The 15666-nt window shown below is 39.7% G+C and carries 17 protein-coding genes; 11 read left to right on the forward strand and 6 right to left on the reverse strand.

The genetic code is table 11. The features are described from left to right. The coding region (locus UC75_RS22345; RefSeq protein ID WP_416202229.1) for a nicotinate-nucleotide diphosphorylase at positions 1-250 on the forward strand (250 nt) is incomplete at its 5' end. Here UC75_RS22345 and UC75_RS19120 read toward each other — a convergent pair. The 5 genes from UC75_RS19120 to UC75_RS17600 form a co-directional block, all read right to left on the reverse strand. Continuing rightward, complete coding sequence (locus UC75_RS19120) at positions 247-414, reverse strand: hypothetical protein (protein ID WP_128825354.1); 168 nt, start codon at positions 412-414, stop codon at positions 247-249. The genes UC75_RS22345 and UC75_RS19120 overlap by 4 nt on opposite strands. Positions 415-859: 445 nt before the next feature. After that, on the reverse strand, positions 860-3028 hold the full coding sequence (locus UC75_RS17585; protein WP_049838327.1) for a phosphocholine-specific phospholipase C: 2169 nt from the start codon (positions 3026-3028) through the stop codon (positions 860-862). 289 nt (positions 3029-3317) lie between these two features. After that, a complete protein-coding gene (rph, locus tag UC75_RS17590) occupies positions 3318-4034 on the reverse strand; it encodes a ribonuclease PH (RefSeq protein WP_004795487.1) in 717 nt (238 codons plus the stop codon). 124 nt (positions 4035-4158) lie between these two features. Further along, positions 4159-5322 (reverse strand): fatty acid desaturase family protein, encoded by a 1164-nt coding sequence (locus UC75_RS17595; protein ID WP_049838328.1) that lies wholly within the window; start codon positions 5320-5322, stop codon positions 4159-4161. Positions 5323-5355: 33 nt separating this feature from the next. After that, the gene (locus UC75_RS17600) at positions 5356-6381 is read right to left on the reverse strand and encodes a ferredoxin reductase (RefSeq protein ID WP_049838329.1); all 1026 of its coding nucleotides are present in this window, start codon (positions 6379-6381) and stop codon (positions 5356-5358) included. Positions 6382-6554: 173 nt separating this feature from the next. Between UC75_RS17600 and UC75_RS17605 the strand changes: the two genes are divergently transcribed. Continuing rightward, positions 6555-7193, forward strand: a complete 639-nt coding sequence (locus tag UC75_RS17605) for a TetR family transcriptional regulator (protein WP_005308931.1) — start codon at positions 6555-6557, stop codon at positions 7191-7193. A 137-nt stretch (positions 7194-7330) separates the two neighbouring features. Beyond that, a complete protein-coding gene (locus tag UC75_RS17610) occupies positions 7331-7978 on the forward strand; it encodes a TetR/AcrR family transcriptional regulator (protein WP_005308928.1) in 648 nt (215 codons plus the stop codon). An 80-nt stretch (positions 7979-8058) separates the two neighbouring features. On the opposite strand, the gene UC75_RS17615 is transcribed toward UC75_RS17610, so the two are convergent. Beyond that, the gene (locus UC75_RS17615; RefSeq protein ID WP_049838330.1) at positions 8059-8676 is read right to left on the reverse strand and encodes a thiol:disulfide interchange protein DsbA/DsbL; all 618 of its coding nucleotides are present in this window, start codon (positions 8674-8676) and stop codon (positions 8059-8061) included. A 179-nt stretch (positions 8677-8855) separates the two neighbouring features. Between UC75_RS17615 and ubiG the strand changes: the two genes are divergently transcribed. From ubiG to UC75_RS22350, 8 genes are all read left to right on the forward strand, one after another. Beyond that, positions 8856-9569, forward strand: coding sequence for a bifunctional 2-polyprenyl-6-hydroxyphenol methylase/3-demethylubiquinol 3-O-methyltransferase UbiG (gene ubiG, locus UC75_RS17620; protein ID WP_003655787.1), 714 nt, complete (start codon positions 8856-8858; stop codon positions 9567-9569). Then, positions 9566-10267, forward strand: coding sequence for an HAD family hydrolase (locus tag UC75_RS17625; protein ID WP_128825355.1), 702 nt, complete (start codon positions 9566-9568; stop codon positions 10265-10267). Before ubiG ends, UC75_RS17625 begins: the two co-directional genes overlap by 4 nt. Positions 10268-10335: 68 nt before the next feature. Beyond that, the gene (locus UC75_RS17630; protein WP_004795498.1) at positions 10336-11082 is read left to right on the forward strand and encodes a YciK family oxidoreductase; all 747 of its coding nucleotides are present in this window, start codon (positions 10336-10338) and stop codon (positions 11080-11082) included. 216 nt (positions 11083-11298) lie between these two features. Next, positions 11299-11712, forward strand: coding sequence for an RcnB family protein (locus UC75_RS17635; protein ID WP_004795500.1), 414 nt, complete (start codon positions 11299-11301; stop codon positions 11710-11712). 240 nt (positions 11713-11952) lie between these two features. After that, positions 11953-12282, forward strand: coding sequence for an RcnB family protein (locus UC75_RS17640; protein WP_004640333.1), 330 nt, complete (start codon positions 11953-11955; stop codon positions 12280-12282). A 120-nt stretch (positions 12283-12402) separates the two neighbouring features. After that, the gene (argA, locus tag UC75_RS17645) at positions 12403-13758 is read left to right on the forward strand and encodes an amino-acid N-acetyltransferase (RefSeq protein ID WP_049838332.1); all 1356 of its coding nucleotides are present in this window, start codon (positions 12403-12405) and stop codon (positions 13756-13758) included. Between the two features lie 334 nt (positions 13759-14092). Continuing rightward, positions 14093-15061, forward strand: coding sequence for a sulfonate ABC transporter substrate-binding protein (locus tag UC75_RS17650; protein ID WP_005308915.1), 969 nt, complete (start codon positions 14093-14095; stop codon positions 15059-15061). A gap of 72 nt (positions 15062-15133) precedes the next feature. Next, a partial coding sequence (locus UC75_RS22350; protein ID WP_228137485.1) for an ABC transporter substrate-binding protein occupies positions 15134-15666 on the forward strand: 533 nt, incomplete at its 3' end.

Consider the following 15666-nt stretch of genomic DNA (forward strand, 5'->3'; position numbering starts at 1 on the left):
TGAAACTTGGGATGAGCTAAATCAAGCGCTTGAAGCTGGTGCGGACATTGTTATGCTCGACAACTTCAGTCAACAGCAAATGATTGATGCTGTAAAACATGTTGCAGGCCGTTGTAAACTCGAAGCATCAGGCAATATCACGATTGAAAACTTGCGCGAAGTTGCCACTACTGGTGTTGACTACATTTCTATGGGTGTATTGACTAAAGACGTTAGAGCTGTTGATTTATCAATGCGTTTTAATGCTTAAATAAAGTCCACATCGTTATTGGTATTTTTTTGCGACTTGGTCATGTCTGCTGCTTGTGTTTTTTGCCATGCTGACTGAGTCGCTTGTGTCCCACTATCACGCGGGTCGGCAGCCATCAAAATAAATGTAACTACTGCTAGTAATACAATAAAACCTTGTAGCATAAATTTTCCCCATTACTTAAAAAAAAATCAGGGTTTCAAGGTAAAAGATAAATATGACGAGGCTTAGGAGATTCTGTTACAAAAGGTAAGTCTTTATTTTTATTATTCATCTGTACAACAGCCTCTCCCGTAAATAAAGTTTTATATCAACAGCCTAAACCCTATATTTACTATCGTGACAGGGATATCTTGTTTCTTTTTATCAACCTACACGACGGAGTCTTACTGTCTAGATTTTTTTGCCAACAGCTAATTCTGTTACTTTGGTTTTGCCCAAAGTAACCAAAGGCATTGCCATCTGCAAAACCTGCCCACTTTCATCCTCTATCCTATTTTGTTGCAAAAATAAGATCCTTATAGATTATAGACAGGTTGCAGATGACTTTTAGCACCAGCTAATGAGGAATAAATTCCAATACCCTCATTAAGGGAAAAACTTACCAGCTTAAGACTCTACATAACCCATATATGGATCAGAAATTGAATCTTCTTGAGTTTCGATACGTCCTGCAAAACGGCGGCTGAAAGTAGCATCATCAGCTAAAGTCACAGTAAAATCATACCAACCACCAAATTCAGACATATCCCAAACCAGTTCTTTTTCAGAACTATTCGTTTCAATCGTCCATGTCTTATTTGAAAGATAAGCATTTGCTTTGACTGTGAGCTTGACTGACTTATTACCATCGTGACGAACTTTTAAATACAAATTCGCATCACATTCTTCCACACATACTCTAATTTCCGGTAAAGCTTGAGTCTGGTTAACTTGACTCAAATCGCCTTTAAACGCGCGATGGAAACCATTTGGTCCAAGCACCCACAAATCGTACTGCCCATTTGTAGCATTCCATACATCATCGAGCTGTTTACCCGCCTCAACCATATAACGACGTGGAGTTGCCGTAAGATCTAATCGGTTATAGACATGAAAAACGGCTGCCTGTTTACCCGTATTAGAGAACATCAGCTTAACCGTTTTTTGAGTGACATCGACTTTGGCACTGGTGTGCAAAATATATGGCAAAGCACGTGATGGCCTAATTCCTATTTCCTGCTGAGGAAATTGCTGCTGGCTCGGAACAGGAACTTGTGGCAATAAAGCTTGAGCAACACGAATCGCATCGGCTTCGGCTTTGGTTTTCTTCCCATCTAGTTCAGCAACAGGCAGAAGGTTCGGTGTTTTAAAATTAAATGCAGTCGTTAAATCACCACATACAGCACGGCGGTATGGGCTAATGTTAGGCTCTTGCACACCAAAGCGTTTTTCCAAGAACTGTAAAATAGAAGTATGGTCAAAGACTTGAGAATTTACCCATCCTCCACGGCTCCACGGCGAAATCACATACATTGGAACTCGTACACCTGGTCCATACACTCGACCATCTGGCTTAGGTTGAGATTTTGAAGTCGCTACTGCTGGATGGTTAAAGTACTCATAAGACACTTGCTGATCGTTTAAAGTCATTTTTCCATATACAACACCGTTTACATCTTTAGACGGTGCACTTGGTGAAGGAACATGGTCAAAGAAACCGTCATTTTCATCGAAGTTCACCAATAAAACGGTTTGGCTCCACAATTCAGGGTTTTCAGTTAATGCATTTAATACTTCCTGAATATACCAAGCCCCCTGCACAGGACTAGATGGTCCAGGATGTTCACTGTAAGTTGCAGGAGCGACTAACCAACTCACTTGCGGCAATTTACCTTGCGCAATATCAGCTTTAAAAGTTCCTAAAAAACCACCGTCTGGCATGGTATTGGCAATACCTTTATAAAGTGGTTGAGTCGCATCGATTTTTTCATCGTATGCAGGGCATGTTGGCGTGTCGTTACTGACAGGCTGACCCGATTGTTCATTTGCACGGCGATATTGTTTAAAGCCTGCAAGCGGGTTATCAGTAAAGTTATCCGGCATATTTTGATAAACTTTCCATGTCACCCCAGCCTGCTGTAAGCGCTCAGGATAAGTCGTCCATTCATAACCTTCTGTTGATGGTCCAATCCCATCAAATTCATTTACTACACTTGCAACACCTGCACCTGTAGGACCATTGGTTCCCGTCCAGATAAATTTACGGTTCGGGTTAGTTCCCGCATGCATGGCACAGTGGTAAGCATCACAAATCGTAAAAGCATTGGCTAAAGCAAACTGATATTCGACTTCCTGTTTTTTGTAGTAGCCCATTGACTGCGGTTTTTTATAAGCCACCCAGTCGCTCATGCGACCATTGTCCCAAGCTGCTTGGCCATCAGACCATGAGTGAGGAGTTCCTGAAACACGCTGAGCATTCCCTAAACGACTGTCGAGATGGTACGGCAATATTTTATTTTTCTTGGCATCGTATTGCTCCCAAACCTTTCGACTTTCTGTCATTGGAATAGTAAAGCGGTCACCGAAACCCCGCACGCCTTTTAGTGTTCCGAAATAATTATCGAATGAGCGGTTTTCCTGAGTCAAAATCACGATGTGCTTAACATCTTGAATAGTTCCACTTTCAACTTTGGCATCAATAGCCAGTGCTTTTTGAATACTCAATGGGAAACTCGCCAAAGCAGCGGTCCCAAACATGGTTTTTGTAGAATTTAAAAGAAATTCGCGACGATTCATTAGTTCTATCCTAAGTTCTTATTATGGTGCACAGTGCATTTTGCAATTACTGGTTGGAGGTGTTGTTGGCGATGAATTATCTGAGTCGTTATCATCGTTACAAGCACTGAGCAAAAGTGCTAAAGACGTAATTAATAGAAGTGAAAGTTTTCGCATTGGTTTTTTCCAAACGGTTTAAATGCGAACTACTAATAAAGTGAAAAAGTGACAGGCAAGTGATGTTTTTATGTCGATTTGATGAAGGCATAAAAAAACGCATCCGAAGATGCGTTTTTTAGAAAGCGTAAAATTACCAGCCTAAAGCTTCTTGTTGCTTTTTAATGAGCTCGGCAATTCCCTTTTCAGCCATTTCTAACATGTCATTGCTTTGTGCACGAGTAAATGGTTTATCTTCAGCTGTACCTTGAATTTCAATAAATTCGCCTGCTTGTGTCATTACTACGTTTAAGTCAGTTTGGCAGTTCGAATCTTCTTCATAGCACAGATCAAGTAATACTTCGTCTTGATACATACCTACAGAAATTGCAGCAACTAATCCTTTAAGCGGATCATGCTTAATTTTCTTTTGAGACAATAAAACATTCATCGCATCAACTAACGCTACAGCCGCGCCAGTGATTGAAGCGGTACGCGTACCACCATCAGCTTGGATCACATCACAGTCGATGGTAATTGTATTTTCGCCAAGCTTTTTCAAATCGACCATAGCACGTAAGCTACGTCCAATTAGGCGCTGGATTTCCTGTGTCCGGCCTGACTGTTTACCACGTGCTGCTTCACGGTCACAACGTGAATGTGTTGAACGCGGTAACATGCCATATTCAGCAGTGACCCAGCCCTGTCCTTTTCCTTTTAAAAAACGTGGAACCGAATTATCGATACTTGCAGTACACAATACTTTGGTATGACCAAATTCAACCAGAACTGAACCTTCTGCGTAACGGGTATAGTTACGTGTGATTTTCACTTCACGTAACTGGTCTAATGCTCTTTGGTCAATACGCATAATGATTCCTTAAAACAATGGCACAAATATAATTGCACCGTAGTATATCTCAATTACACGTACTTTCCCTTTTACTTATTGGTAAAGAGCATCGCTTAATGACTCAAACAATGCTCTATCTTTATTAAGCAGCTTTGCCAAACATGCCTTTCACTGCCTCAACAAAGGTCCGCTTGGTCGCCACCAAACGATCAACCACATTGTCAGGCAAAGAGTGAACAGCCAGACGTTTATACACACTCACAATTTGAGATCCAAAAGGTGCGGTATTGTATTGTTGACCGAACTCTGCACAAACTTCACGTACTTTAGGTGCCATCTCTTGATAACGGTTGGCAGGTACATCAGGAAACAAATGATGTTCGATTTGATGACTCAAGTTACCACTCAAGAAATGCATAATCTTACCGCCAGTAAAGTTTGCTGAACCACGAATCTGACGCAAGTACCACTCTGCTTTGGTTTCATTATCAATATTGTCAGTGATAATTTCAGAGTCTTCTGTGAAATGGCCACAATAAATCACGGTCGATGCCCAGTAGTTACGGATCAAGTTAGCAAAAAAGTTACCAGCCAATACTGGCAGGAACATTGGTCCTGCAATTAGTGGGAACAGCACATAATCTTTACCAAACTGACGGACCATTTTTTTACGTAGATTTTTAGATTCTACATATACTTCTTTCCAAGTTTTGGTGCCATCAAACAACACTTTTTCCATCTCTAGACGTTGCAAAGCTAATAGCCATTCAAAACCCGTTGACAATACAAAACCCATTGGCACGTTGAATAAAAAACGGGTTTCCCACTTTTGCTCACGGCTCATGCGCATCACACCATAACCGCTAATATCATGATCCATGCCAAACACATTGGTATAGGTATGATGCTTATAGTTATGGGTATATTTCCAGTCTTCACCAGTACACACTGTATCCCAGTCATAGGTTGCACCGTTAAGCGTTGGGTCATTTAACCAGTCAAACTGACCATGCATCACATTATGACCGAGTTCCATGTTTTCAACGATTTTAGATACACCTAGCATAGCCGTACCTAACAACCATACTGGTGGAATCCAACCACCAAACATCAACATGCCACGTGATGCAATTTCGGTGTAGCGTACAAAATTACGTACTTTATAAATATATTTTGAATCTTTTTCACCGAGATCTTTCATCACTTCAAGACGAATTTCTTCAATACGGCGACCAAAAGCTTCTGTTTGCTCTGGGGTTAAATGTGCCGATTTTGATGTTGCTTTAAGTTCTACTGCCATATTCATAATGGTATCCTCAAATCTCTTTTATGTTTGTTTTTATAGATCAATAGTGACTGGGCTTAATGCCTGGTTCACGCATAACTTAATTGCACGATTTGGTTGATCGTCAATTTCGCCTGTTAATATATTCTGGGTAACACCACTGACTTTGGTACACGTACACTGGTTGCATACACCCATACGGCAACCATGCTGTGGACGTAAGCCAGCTTGCTCTGCACTGCTCAATAATGTTGTCGTAGCAATAAAGTTTTGTTGCGAGCGGCGAAATACGATGGGTTGTGCTTCATTAGACTGTTCGATTTGAACAGGCATGAAAAACTCTTGATGAAGCTGCGACTGAGCACTTTGCTGCGCATAAATTTCATTTGCCTGTTGCATCATGCCATGGTGTCCACACACATACGTTGCAGTCTGTGCGTAATTAGGAACCAACTTTTGCAATAGGTCTTCAGTTAAATGCTGCTTTTGCTCAGCGGTATTAAAAAAATGATAGTGAAGCTCTGGATGCTTTTCTGCCAAACCTTTTAATTCAGCATGAAAAATTTCTGCACGATTAAAGTAAATGACATGAATCTGTTCAAGCTGTTGTTTCAAAGCTTGCTGCAAAAGTGAATAAATTGCAGTAATACCACTACCTGACGCAATTAAAATCGCAGGTTGCTGGCCCTGGTGCAAAGTAAAATCACCTTGAGGCTGTGAAATCTCAATGCACTCTCCGACATGTAATCGTTGAGCTGCACTAGACACCAAGCCTTGTACTTTAATACCTAAAGAGATTTCACCTTGAGGAGTTACTTCAATAATTGAATAACTGCGCTGTTGGTAAACTCCATCAATAAGTAGCGTTAATAAAATACTTTGCCCAGCACGTACCTGATCGAACTTAAAATTACGATTCGGTTTAAGCTTAATAAGCACCATATCGGTATGTAGAGACTGAACTGCAATAACTTCTGCAAGTACGCGTTTCCAAGCCCAAGTCACGTTAATTTTCTGCAAAACAAAATCAACGAAATCTTCTCGAACCAAATGTGGCTGATAACTAAGTGTTGCGTTCATACGTTCCTCTTTTGTATCTGGCTATTTATTTGAGTGAACACATGTTCGTATAGTGAACATATGTACACTATATTTATAAGTGTTCACTCAGTCAACACTTGTTCACTATTTTTTTTATGAAAGTTTGCTCTTTTTTGTTAGACTCTGGCTCACGGTTTAAATAGGTTCTTTTAATGTCGATACGGGATGAACGAAAACAGCAAAGTCGTCAGGCACTTCTAGATGCAGCCTTGCATCTGAGCACGTCTGGGCGCTCGTTCAGTAGTATCAGTTTGCGTGAAGTTGCACGTGAAGTTGGTTTAGTACCGACAGCGTTCTATCGTCATTTTCAAGACATGGATGAACTCGGTAAGGAATTGGTTGACCAAGTTGCCCTACATTTAAAAAGTGTTTTGCATCAACTAGGCCAAAGTTATTTACAACATAAATCGACCAAAACTCAGACCAGCATTGAGCTATTTGTTCAGGCGGTAAACCATAGCCCTAAGCAGTGGCAATTTATGATTTCCGAGCGTTGGGGCGGTTCAGAAACAGTTCGTGCAGCCATTGCTAGAGAAATCGAATTTCTAATTGAAGATCTAACAACTGACCTGACTAAACTCGAAAATTTTAAACATATTCAACAACCTCAAGACTTAAATGTCCTATCCACTATTTTGACCAACATGTCATTTACATGGGCAATGACGTGGCTCAACCTATCAAAACAATATCAAGGTGAACAGCTCAAGCTGCAACAAACTGCCTTTATTGAAAATGCCTCTACACAAGTTCGCTTACTGTTTAGAGGGATTGCAAACTGGGAACGGTAGAAGCGGCAAATGACAAAAAACAGGTTATGTGGTAATACGTAAAGAGAGAAAGAAAAAGGCTAAAAATTTCGAGAAAAGTCTTTTTCTTTTTACAGGAAGTAAATTATTAGTTAGGCCAAACTGGTGTGGGAATACCTATGAATCTTGATCGTCATACACAGTTTTTGATGCGCAAAGAAAAAATTCTAAGCGTGGCAGAAAAGTTGTTACTAGAAAACAATCAGGAAATTACTCTAGATGAGTTAGTGGCCGAGCTAGATATTGCTAAAGGCACACTTTATAAGCATTTTAGAAGCAAAAATGAGCTTCTACTTGAGCTCATTATTCAAAATGAAAAGCAAATTTTAGAAATTTCTAAAAAATATAATACAGATTTCAAAGAGTATGCTCCTCATTACATGCTTCACCATTTGCTTACGCCAGGAAAAACCATTTTATTGCATCAACTTGAAGAAAATCTGACAATGACAGAGTCTAAGTTGAAGCATCTTTTCGAAGAGCTTTATGAAATCCGCCAACAGCGTATTTTAGCAATTAAAGATATTACAGAAAATTATTTAAAATCATTAAATTATGATATGTCGATTCGTGATTATTTGTCTTATATCTGGTCACTGACTTACGGCGCATCACTGCTTTTAAATTCTACGTATTATCAGCGCTCTATTGGTTCTCGCCAAAAATTAATTAATTTATATATTAATCAAGCATTATCGCTGCCAACTCAAACTGTTAATTTTGATGTTTTAAATTTTCAAATTGAAGATGAAAATAAGCAAAATTAATTGAAATATTTCGTGATAATTAACTAAATATAAAAATGGGCTTCATATGAAGCCCATTTTTGAAGTAAAGCCTAAACAACTTATTTTGCTTTACGTTCTTTCTCAATTAAATAATTAAGAACTTGAGTAACTTTACCATCTTCACCCTGCACAACGTATTTACCATTAACAACAACCGCAGGAACACCTGTTAATTGGTACTGTTGAGCAAGTTTATTTGACTCGGCAACTTTTGCAGTCACGGCAAATGAGTTGTAAGTGCTATTAAACTTCTGTTCAGGCACACCATAACGAGTAAAGAACTTCGCAGCAGAAGCCTGATCAAAAATTTGCTGACCATTCACCTGAATCGCATGGAACAACGGTAAATGCGTGCGTTTACGTACACCTAATGCCTCAGATGTATAATAAGTACGCGCCCCTTGTTCCCATACTTTGTTCATAGCAGCTGGTGTACGTACAAAACGTACATCGTTAGGAATCTGTTTTAACCACGTTTGCATATGCGGTTCAAGTTTAAAACAGTGTGGACATCCATACCAAAAGAACTCTCGAACTTCGATTTTCCCCGGAACTTCCACTTTGCCTGGATTGGCAATCACGGTGTAGTCTTTACCAGCAACAAAATCTGCTGCCATTGCACTACCCGATACGGCCATAATTGCTGCGCTTAAACCACCCAAAACCAATTTTTTCATTGCTACAGCTTTTCCTCTAAGTTGTTATGCATTAGCTTATGCTCTAAATATAAAACAAATATGCTAAATTCGTTTTGCTTCTGTGAAGTTTTTTATTGGGTTTATCGCTTTTTTCCCAATAATCGCTACACTAACGGCGAACTATATCCAAAAGATAACCCAAGTTTAGAGGTAGCACCATGTCGCAATTGAATGTTGATTTACAAGAAATCGCAAAGTTTGAAGCACTTGCTGCCAAATGGTGGGATCAACATTCTGAATTTCGCCCACTTCATCAAATTAATCCACTCCGTTTAAACTGGATTGATGAGCGTGTAGGCGGCCTTGCTGGTAAAAAAGTACTTGATGTCGGTTGTGGTGGCGGTATTTTGGCAGAGAGCATGGCACGTCGTGGAGCAGATGTACTTGGTATTGATATGGGTGAAGCACCGCTAGCTGTTGGTCGTTTGCATGCTCAGCAAGACAATGTTCAAAATATTGAATATCGCCAAATTCCTGTAGAAGAATTAGCACAAGAACAAGCGGGTCAATACGATGTGGTCACTTGTATGGAAATGATGGAACACGTTCCAGATCCAGCATCTATTGTAAGAGCTTGTCAGGCTTTGGTTAAACCGGGTGGCCATGTGTTCTTCTCAACCATTAACCGCAACCCAAAATCTTATTTATTTGCCATTATTGGCGCAGAATACGTACTACGCATGTTGCCAAAAGGTACACATGATTATCATAAATTTATTCGACCATCTGAAATGGCACATGACATTCGTAATGCAGGTCTTACTCTAAAAGAAATGACAGGACTGCACTACAACCCATTGACCAAGCATTACTGGTTAGCGCCAAATGTTGATGTTAATTATATGGTTCACACGATAAATACAGGTGCATGATGAAAGCTGTTTTATTTGATTTAGACGGTACTCTTATCGATACGGCTGCCGACTTCATTCGTATTATTCAGCAAATGTGCCGTGATGAAAGACGTCCAGTTGTTGATGCAGACCTCATTCGCACTCAGGTTTCTGAAGGTGCACGTGCGATGGTTAAATTGGTCTATCCAGAGCTGGATGTCGCCAATCCAATTTTCTTGGCACATCGTCAAAACTTTTTAGATATTTACGGCAATAATATTGTGGTTGATACAGACCTGTTTGAAGGTATGTATCCACTTTTAGAAGAGTTAGAAGCTCAGCAAATTCCGTGGGGTATTGTGACCAATAAACCACGCGGATTAAGTGAATCTCTTTTAGAAAAGTTAAATCTGACCGAGCGCTGCGCGGTTTTGGTGTGTCCTGAAGATGTCAGTAAAACCAAGCCGGATCCAGAACCAATGTATTTGGCGGCTAAACAGTTGAATATCCCAGCAAATGAAATTATCTATGTGGGTGACCATCCACGTGATATTGATGCTGGTCGCAATGCCAATATGTATACTATTTTGGCTGCATATGGCTATTTACCAATCGAACATCGTGATGATCTCGCTGCATGGCAGGCCGATTCGATTGTAAATACGGTGACAGAATTACACCATATGTTACGTCAAAAGCTTCCTGCTCTACAGGAAAATCAGCGTATGATAAGTTAACATAAGAGTTTTATAGGCTTTTTTAATAGTTGTTTGTTTTATCAATATAAAAAGAAGGAGGTTTACCAATGAAATATTCAGAATACCAACCTCGTCCGGATCTACTCAAAGATCGAATTATTTTAATCACCGGTGCTGGCGATGGAATTGGGCGAGCTGCCGCTCTGACTTATGCCCTACATGGTGCAACCGTTGTACTGCATGGTAGAACCTTAAATAAACTTGAAGTTATTTATGATGAAATTGAAAGTCTGGGTGCACCGCAACCAGCGATTTTACCATTACAACTTTCAAGTGCTTCTGACCGTGATTATGACTTTTTAGTCGATACGCTCGAAAAGCAGTTTGGACGCCTAGACGGTATTTTGCATAATGCAGGTATTTTAGGTGAACGCGTAGAGCTCGCACATTATCCAACCGAAACTTGGGATGATGTCATGGCAGTTAACCTACGCGCGCCTTTTGCTTTGACTCAAGCATTATTACCACTTTTGCAAAAATCAGAAAATGCCTCTGTTGTATTTACCAGTTCAGGTGTAGGCCGTGAAGCACGTGCTTTATGGGGCGCATATTCTGTCTCAAAAATTGCAATTGAAGCAGTGAGTAAAATTTTTGCAGCGGAACATACTTATCCTAATATCCGTTTTAACTGCATTAATCCAGGTGCAACACGTACTGCTATGCGTGCTAAAGCCTATCCACAAGAAGATCCGAAAACACTACCTACACCAGAGTCGATCTTGCCTGCTTATCTCTATTTAATGGGTGAAGATAGCTTGGCGCTCAATGGTCAAAGTATTGATGCACAGGATTAAAAGTTAAAGATGAAAAGCTAAAGAAAGTTACAGCCGATCATCAAATCTGGCTTGCCTATACCTGAAAAGATATATTCAAGCCTTTTTTATTATTGATAAAAACTCTTGATCTATCCGTAATTTTAATTGAACCATTAAATGATCTTCACAGTTTCTCTGCATTTTGCGCGTAGAGTATTCAACATGAGAGACATCAGATGTAAACGAGGATGCATCATGAAAAAGTTGTTCACAATCTTAACCCTTTCCATAGCCGTACTCACCACAAGTATGGCGAGCTTTGCTGATCCTCCTTTTGACCGAGGCCATGGCCCGAAAGGTCCTAAAGGTGGAGGACCACGCGGTGAATGGAACGATCGTGGGCCAGGATTTGGACGTGATCATGATGAAGATCGTGTCCGTGACGAGCGCCGTATGCGCGAAGAACGTGGTTTTGAACGGCTTAAACAGCATCGCTGGCAGCCTGGTTATGTTATGCCGCAGCACTATCGTGGCAATGGCTATAAAGTTGACTATAAAGATAGTAACTTGCCAAAACCAGACCGTAATCAGCAATGGTACAAAATCAACAATGACTATATTTTAGTCGATACTGATTCTAATAGTATTGTGAGTATTCGTGGTTTTTAAAGCGATAGAACCTCGCTATCGTTGAGCAAAAAGGATAAAGCCTTATGGTTTTATCCTTTTTTTATTACTTATATATTTAAAAAATAAATAGATTTTTATATTCTAATATTTCGTATTTTCTTAATTTCTTCTTATTTCATCGTTAGTTTTCACATTTATTCTTCGTAGCCTCCACGATTTATCTGTAATTGTTCACTAATCTTTAGTTATTGAAATTTAATTCATCACTCGAGGTTTACAATGAAAAAATTAACAACAGCGATTGTTCTTTCACTTAGTGGTTTAGTTGCAACAACAGCAATGGCAGCACCAAACGATCATAACCATCATGGCAACTACCAAAACCATGAAGTAAAAACCGTTAAAGTAATTAAAAAAGACGACCATCGTAATGTTTGGCGAGCAGGACAAGTTGTGCCTCGTGAATATCAACACTCACGCTATGTGATTGACTACCGTCAGCATCAAAAATTAACGAAACCGGGTCGCTACCAAAAATGGTACAAAGTGAACGGAAATTATGTGCTGGTAAATGAACAAAGCCATAAAATCATTAGAGTGGTTCACTAATTTAAAAAAATTTAAACACCCAAACTTAGATTTGGGTGTTTTTTTATCTAAAACATGCGGCTTTAATCTTTTTTGTTTAGAATCATCTTTATATCTTTTTGCTGTTGATTCGAGATCGGTATGCCAAGCAAGTCTTTAGAAAAGTCGCATAATAACCCCCAGCATTATGTACACTGGTTTCGACACTCAGCGCCCTACATTAATGCTCACCGCGATAAAACATTCGTATTGATGTTTGGTGGTGAAGCAGTCCGTCATCCTAATTTCGAACATATCATTCATGATATTGCGTTACTTCATTCTCTTGGTATTCGCTTAATTCTTGTGCACGGCGCCCGTCCGCAAATTAATCAAAATCTTAAAGAGAAAGGAATTGAAACCCCTTTTTATGACAACAGCCGTATTACCACACGCGAATCTTTAAGCTGTGTCATGAGCGCGGTAGGCTCTATTCGCCTAGAAATTGAAGCATTGCTCTCTATGGGCTTAGCAAACTCTCCCATGTACGGCGCTCGAATCGATGTCGTATCAGGTAATTTTGTGACTGCTAAACCTTATGGCATTCGTGATGGCATGGATTTCCAGCTTACAGGTGAAGTTCGTTCAATAGACACCGATGCAATTGAACGACACCTCGATAATCATAATATTGTGTTACTCGGGCCAACAGGTTATTCCACTACAGGCGAAGTCTTTAACTTGCGGGCGGAAGAAGTTGCGACCAAAACTGCAACTTATTTAAAAGCAGATAAACTGATTTTTCTTGGGGAGCAACAAGGTCTTCTGAATGAAAATGAACAAATATTACGTGAATTAAGCCCACATCAATTAGACTACTATATTCAACAATATCAAACTATTAGTCCAACACTGACGCTACATTTGCAACAAGCAAAAAAAGCGTCTTTATCAGGTGTACACCGCGTTCATCTCATTTCCTATGCCTATGATGGTGCACTTCTCGAAGAGTTATTTACTCGAGATGGTATAGGCACTATGATTACCGATGCGCATTATGAAGAAGTTCGTACAGCCCATATTAAAGATGTGGGTGGTTTAATGAATTTATTGCGTCCCTTGGAAGAAGAAGGCATCTTGGTTTATCGTTCACGTGAACGTCTGGAGCAAGAAATCAGCCAGTTCGCTGTTATTGAACGCGACGGTATGATTCTAGCGTGTGCTGCGCTTTATCCAATTCCAACCGAATTTAACGAAACGCGTTCTGCAGAAATTGCCTGTGTTGCAGTGCATCCAAGTTATCGCAAATCAAATCGTGGTAGCCAAATTCTGCAATTCCTTGAAGAAAAAGCCAAAGAACAAGGTATTCGTCAGTTATTCGTTTTAACAACGCGTACCGCTCACTGGTTTTTGGAACATGGTTTTCATCAAGTCAGCGTTGATGAGTTACCTAATGCCCGTCAGGCGCTCTATAACTATCAAAGGAATTCTTTAGTCTTTAAGAAACTGCTTCCCTAGCCTTTGCTCTTTTTAAGATATTCTTATTTCAGATAAGCTTAGTTAAAAAAGTACAACCATAAACGCTATTAATTTATGGTTGTACTTTTTTTAAATCTCTATTTTTAATGTTTTAATATTTTTTTATTTTATTTACATCAACTTACTCCTAATTTATTAAATATATTTCTATTAGATAAATCACTTTTTTGCATAAGTTTATAGCCTATTGTTTTTAGCTTTTTTTTGCATAAATAAAGACCGAATACTTATTTTTTCTGAAATAAAAATCCCTTTAGGGTATCTGCTCATCCAATTATTTTTTCTTTTTCTCTTTCGGGGAGCACGAAATCTCATGGCACTTTTCAACACCACTTCATGGGCAAAATATTCAGTCATCGCAGCCAGCCTTGCAGGAGTGATGATGTTAAGTGGTTGTGCCAAAAAAGAGGAACAGGCCACCACAACTTTAAATATTGGCTATCAAAAATATGGCATTCTTCCTATTTTAAAGGCTCGTGGTGACCTAGAAAAAGTACTAAAAGAACAAGGCGTGCAAGTAAAATGGGTTGAGTTTCCTGCTGGTCCTCAATTGCTTGAAGGCTTAAATGTAGGGAGCGTTTCACTCGGTGAAGCAGGTGAAGCACCACCTATTTTTGCTCAAGCTGCCAATCCAAATTTAGTCTATGTCGCAAACCAACCTGCTGCGCCGAAAGCCGAAGCATTATTGGTACAAAAAGACTCTCCAATCCACTCTATTAAAGATTTAAAAGGCAAACGTGTTGCTCTTAATAAAGGTTCGAATGTTCATTACCTATTATTAAAAGTTCTAGAAGCCAACAATTTAAGCTTAAGTGATATTCAACCAGTTTATTTACCGCCATCAGACGCTCGTGCTGCTTTTGAAAAAGGTGCAGTAGATGCATGGGTCATTTGGGATCCGTTCTTTGCAGCAGCTGAACATCAAATTCAAGCTCGAGTTTTAGCAACAGGTGAAAATTTAGTAAGCAATCACCAGTTCTATCTAGCTGACCGTAAATTTGCAGAAAATAATCCAAAAGTTCTCAATACAGTTGTGCAAACCCTTAACCAGACAACTGAATGGGTGAGTTCACATCAGGATGAAGCTGCGAAGCTACTCGAAAAACCTACAGCGCTTGAGTTTGATGTACTCAAAACTTCCATTTCACGTATGGGTTTTGGAGTTCAGCCAATCTCTGACAAGGTGGCACAAGAACAACAACAAGTAGCTGATGCCTTTTATGCGCAAAAGCTCATTCCTAACAAGCTCACCATTCAAGACGCCATTTTAAAACTGAAATAAACCCAACTTGGGCACGGCTTAAATAATCCTATAAATGCTGTGCCTGACCTCAAGGGGAACAAGGATATCGATATGCAACATCAGTCATTATTTAATAAGAGTCAGTGGGCACAATTCGCTAAACGCATCAGTGCAGTCACTGTATTAGGTTTAACAATCGCAGCACCAGCTTGGGCAATTGATCCAACTGTAAAAGAACTTCGTATTGGTTTCCAAAAAAGTTCAATTAACTTTGCGATTGCCAAACAGCAAAAACTATTTGAACAAGAATTTCCAAATGCCAAAGTTACTTGGAATGAGTTTCCTGCTGGACCACAAATTTTAGAAGCTTTGGCTGTCGGTTCCCTTGATGTCGGTGTTACTGGGGACACTCCTCCAGTCTACGCACAAGCAGCTGGAAAGCCTTTATATTACATTGCCTATGAAGCAGCTAAACCACTAGCATCAGCAATTTTAGTTCCTAAAAACTCGCAGCTCAAACAACTTAAAGACCTTAAAGGCAAACGTATTGCGCTGCAAAAAGGTTCAAGTTCACATTACTTACTTGTACAAGCTGTACGTAAAGCAGGCCTAAACTGGAGTGACATTACTCCGATCTGGCTTAC

Origin of the sequence: Acinetobacter sp. V2, from assembly GCF_001188385.1 — a bacterium.
Lineage (GTDB): Bacteria > Pseudomonadota > Gammaproteobacteria > Pseudomonadales > Moraxellaceae > Acinetobacter > Acinetobacter oleivorans.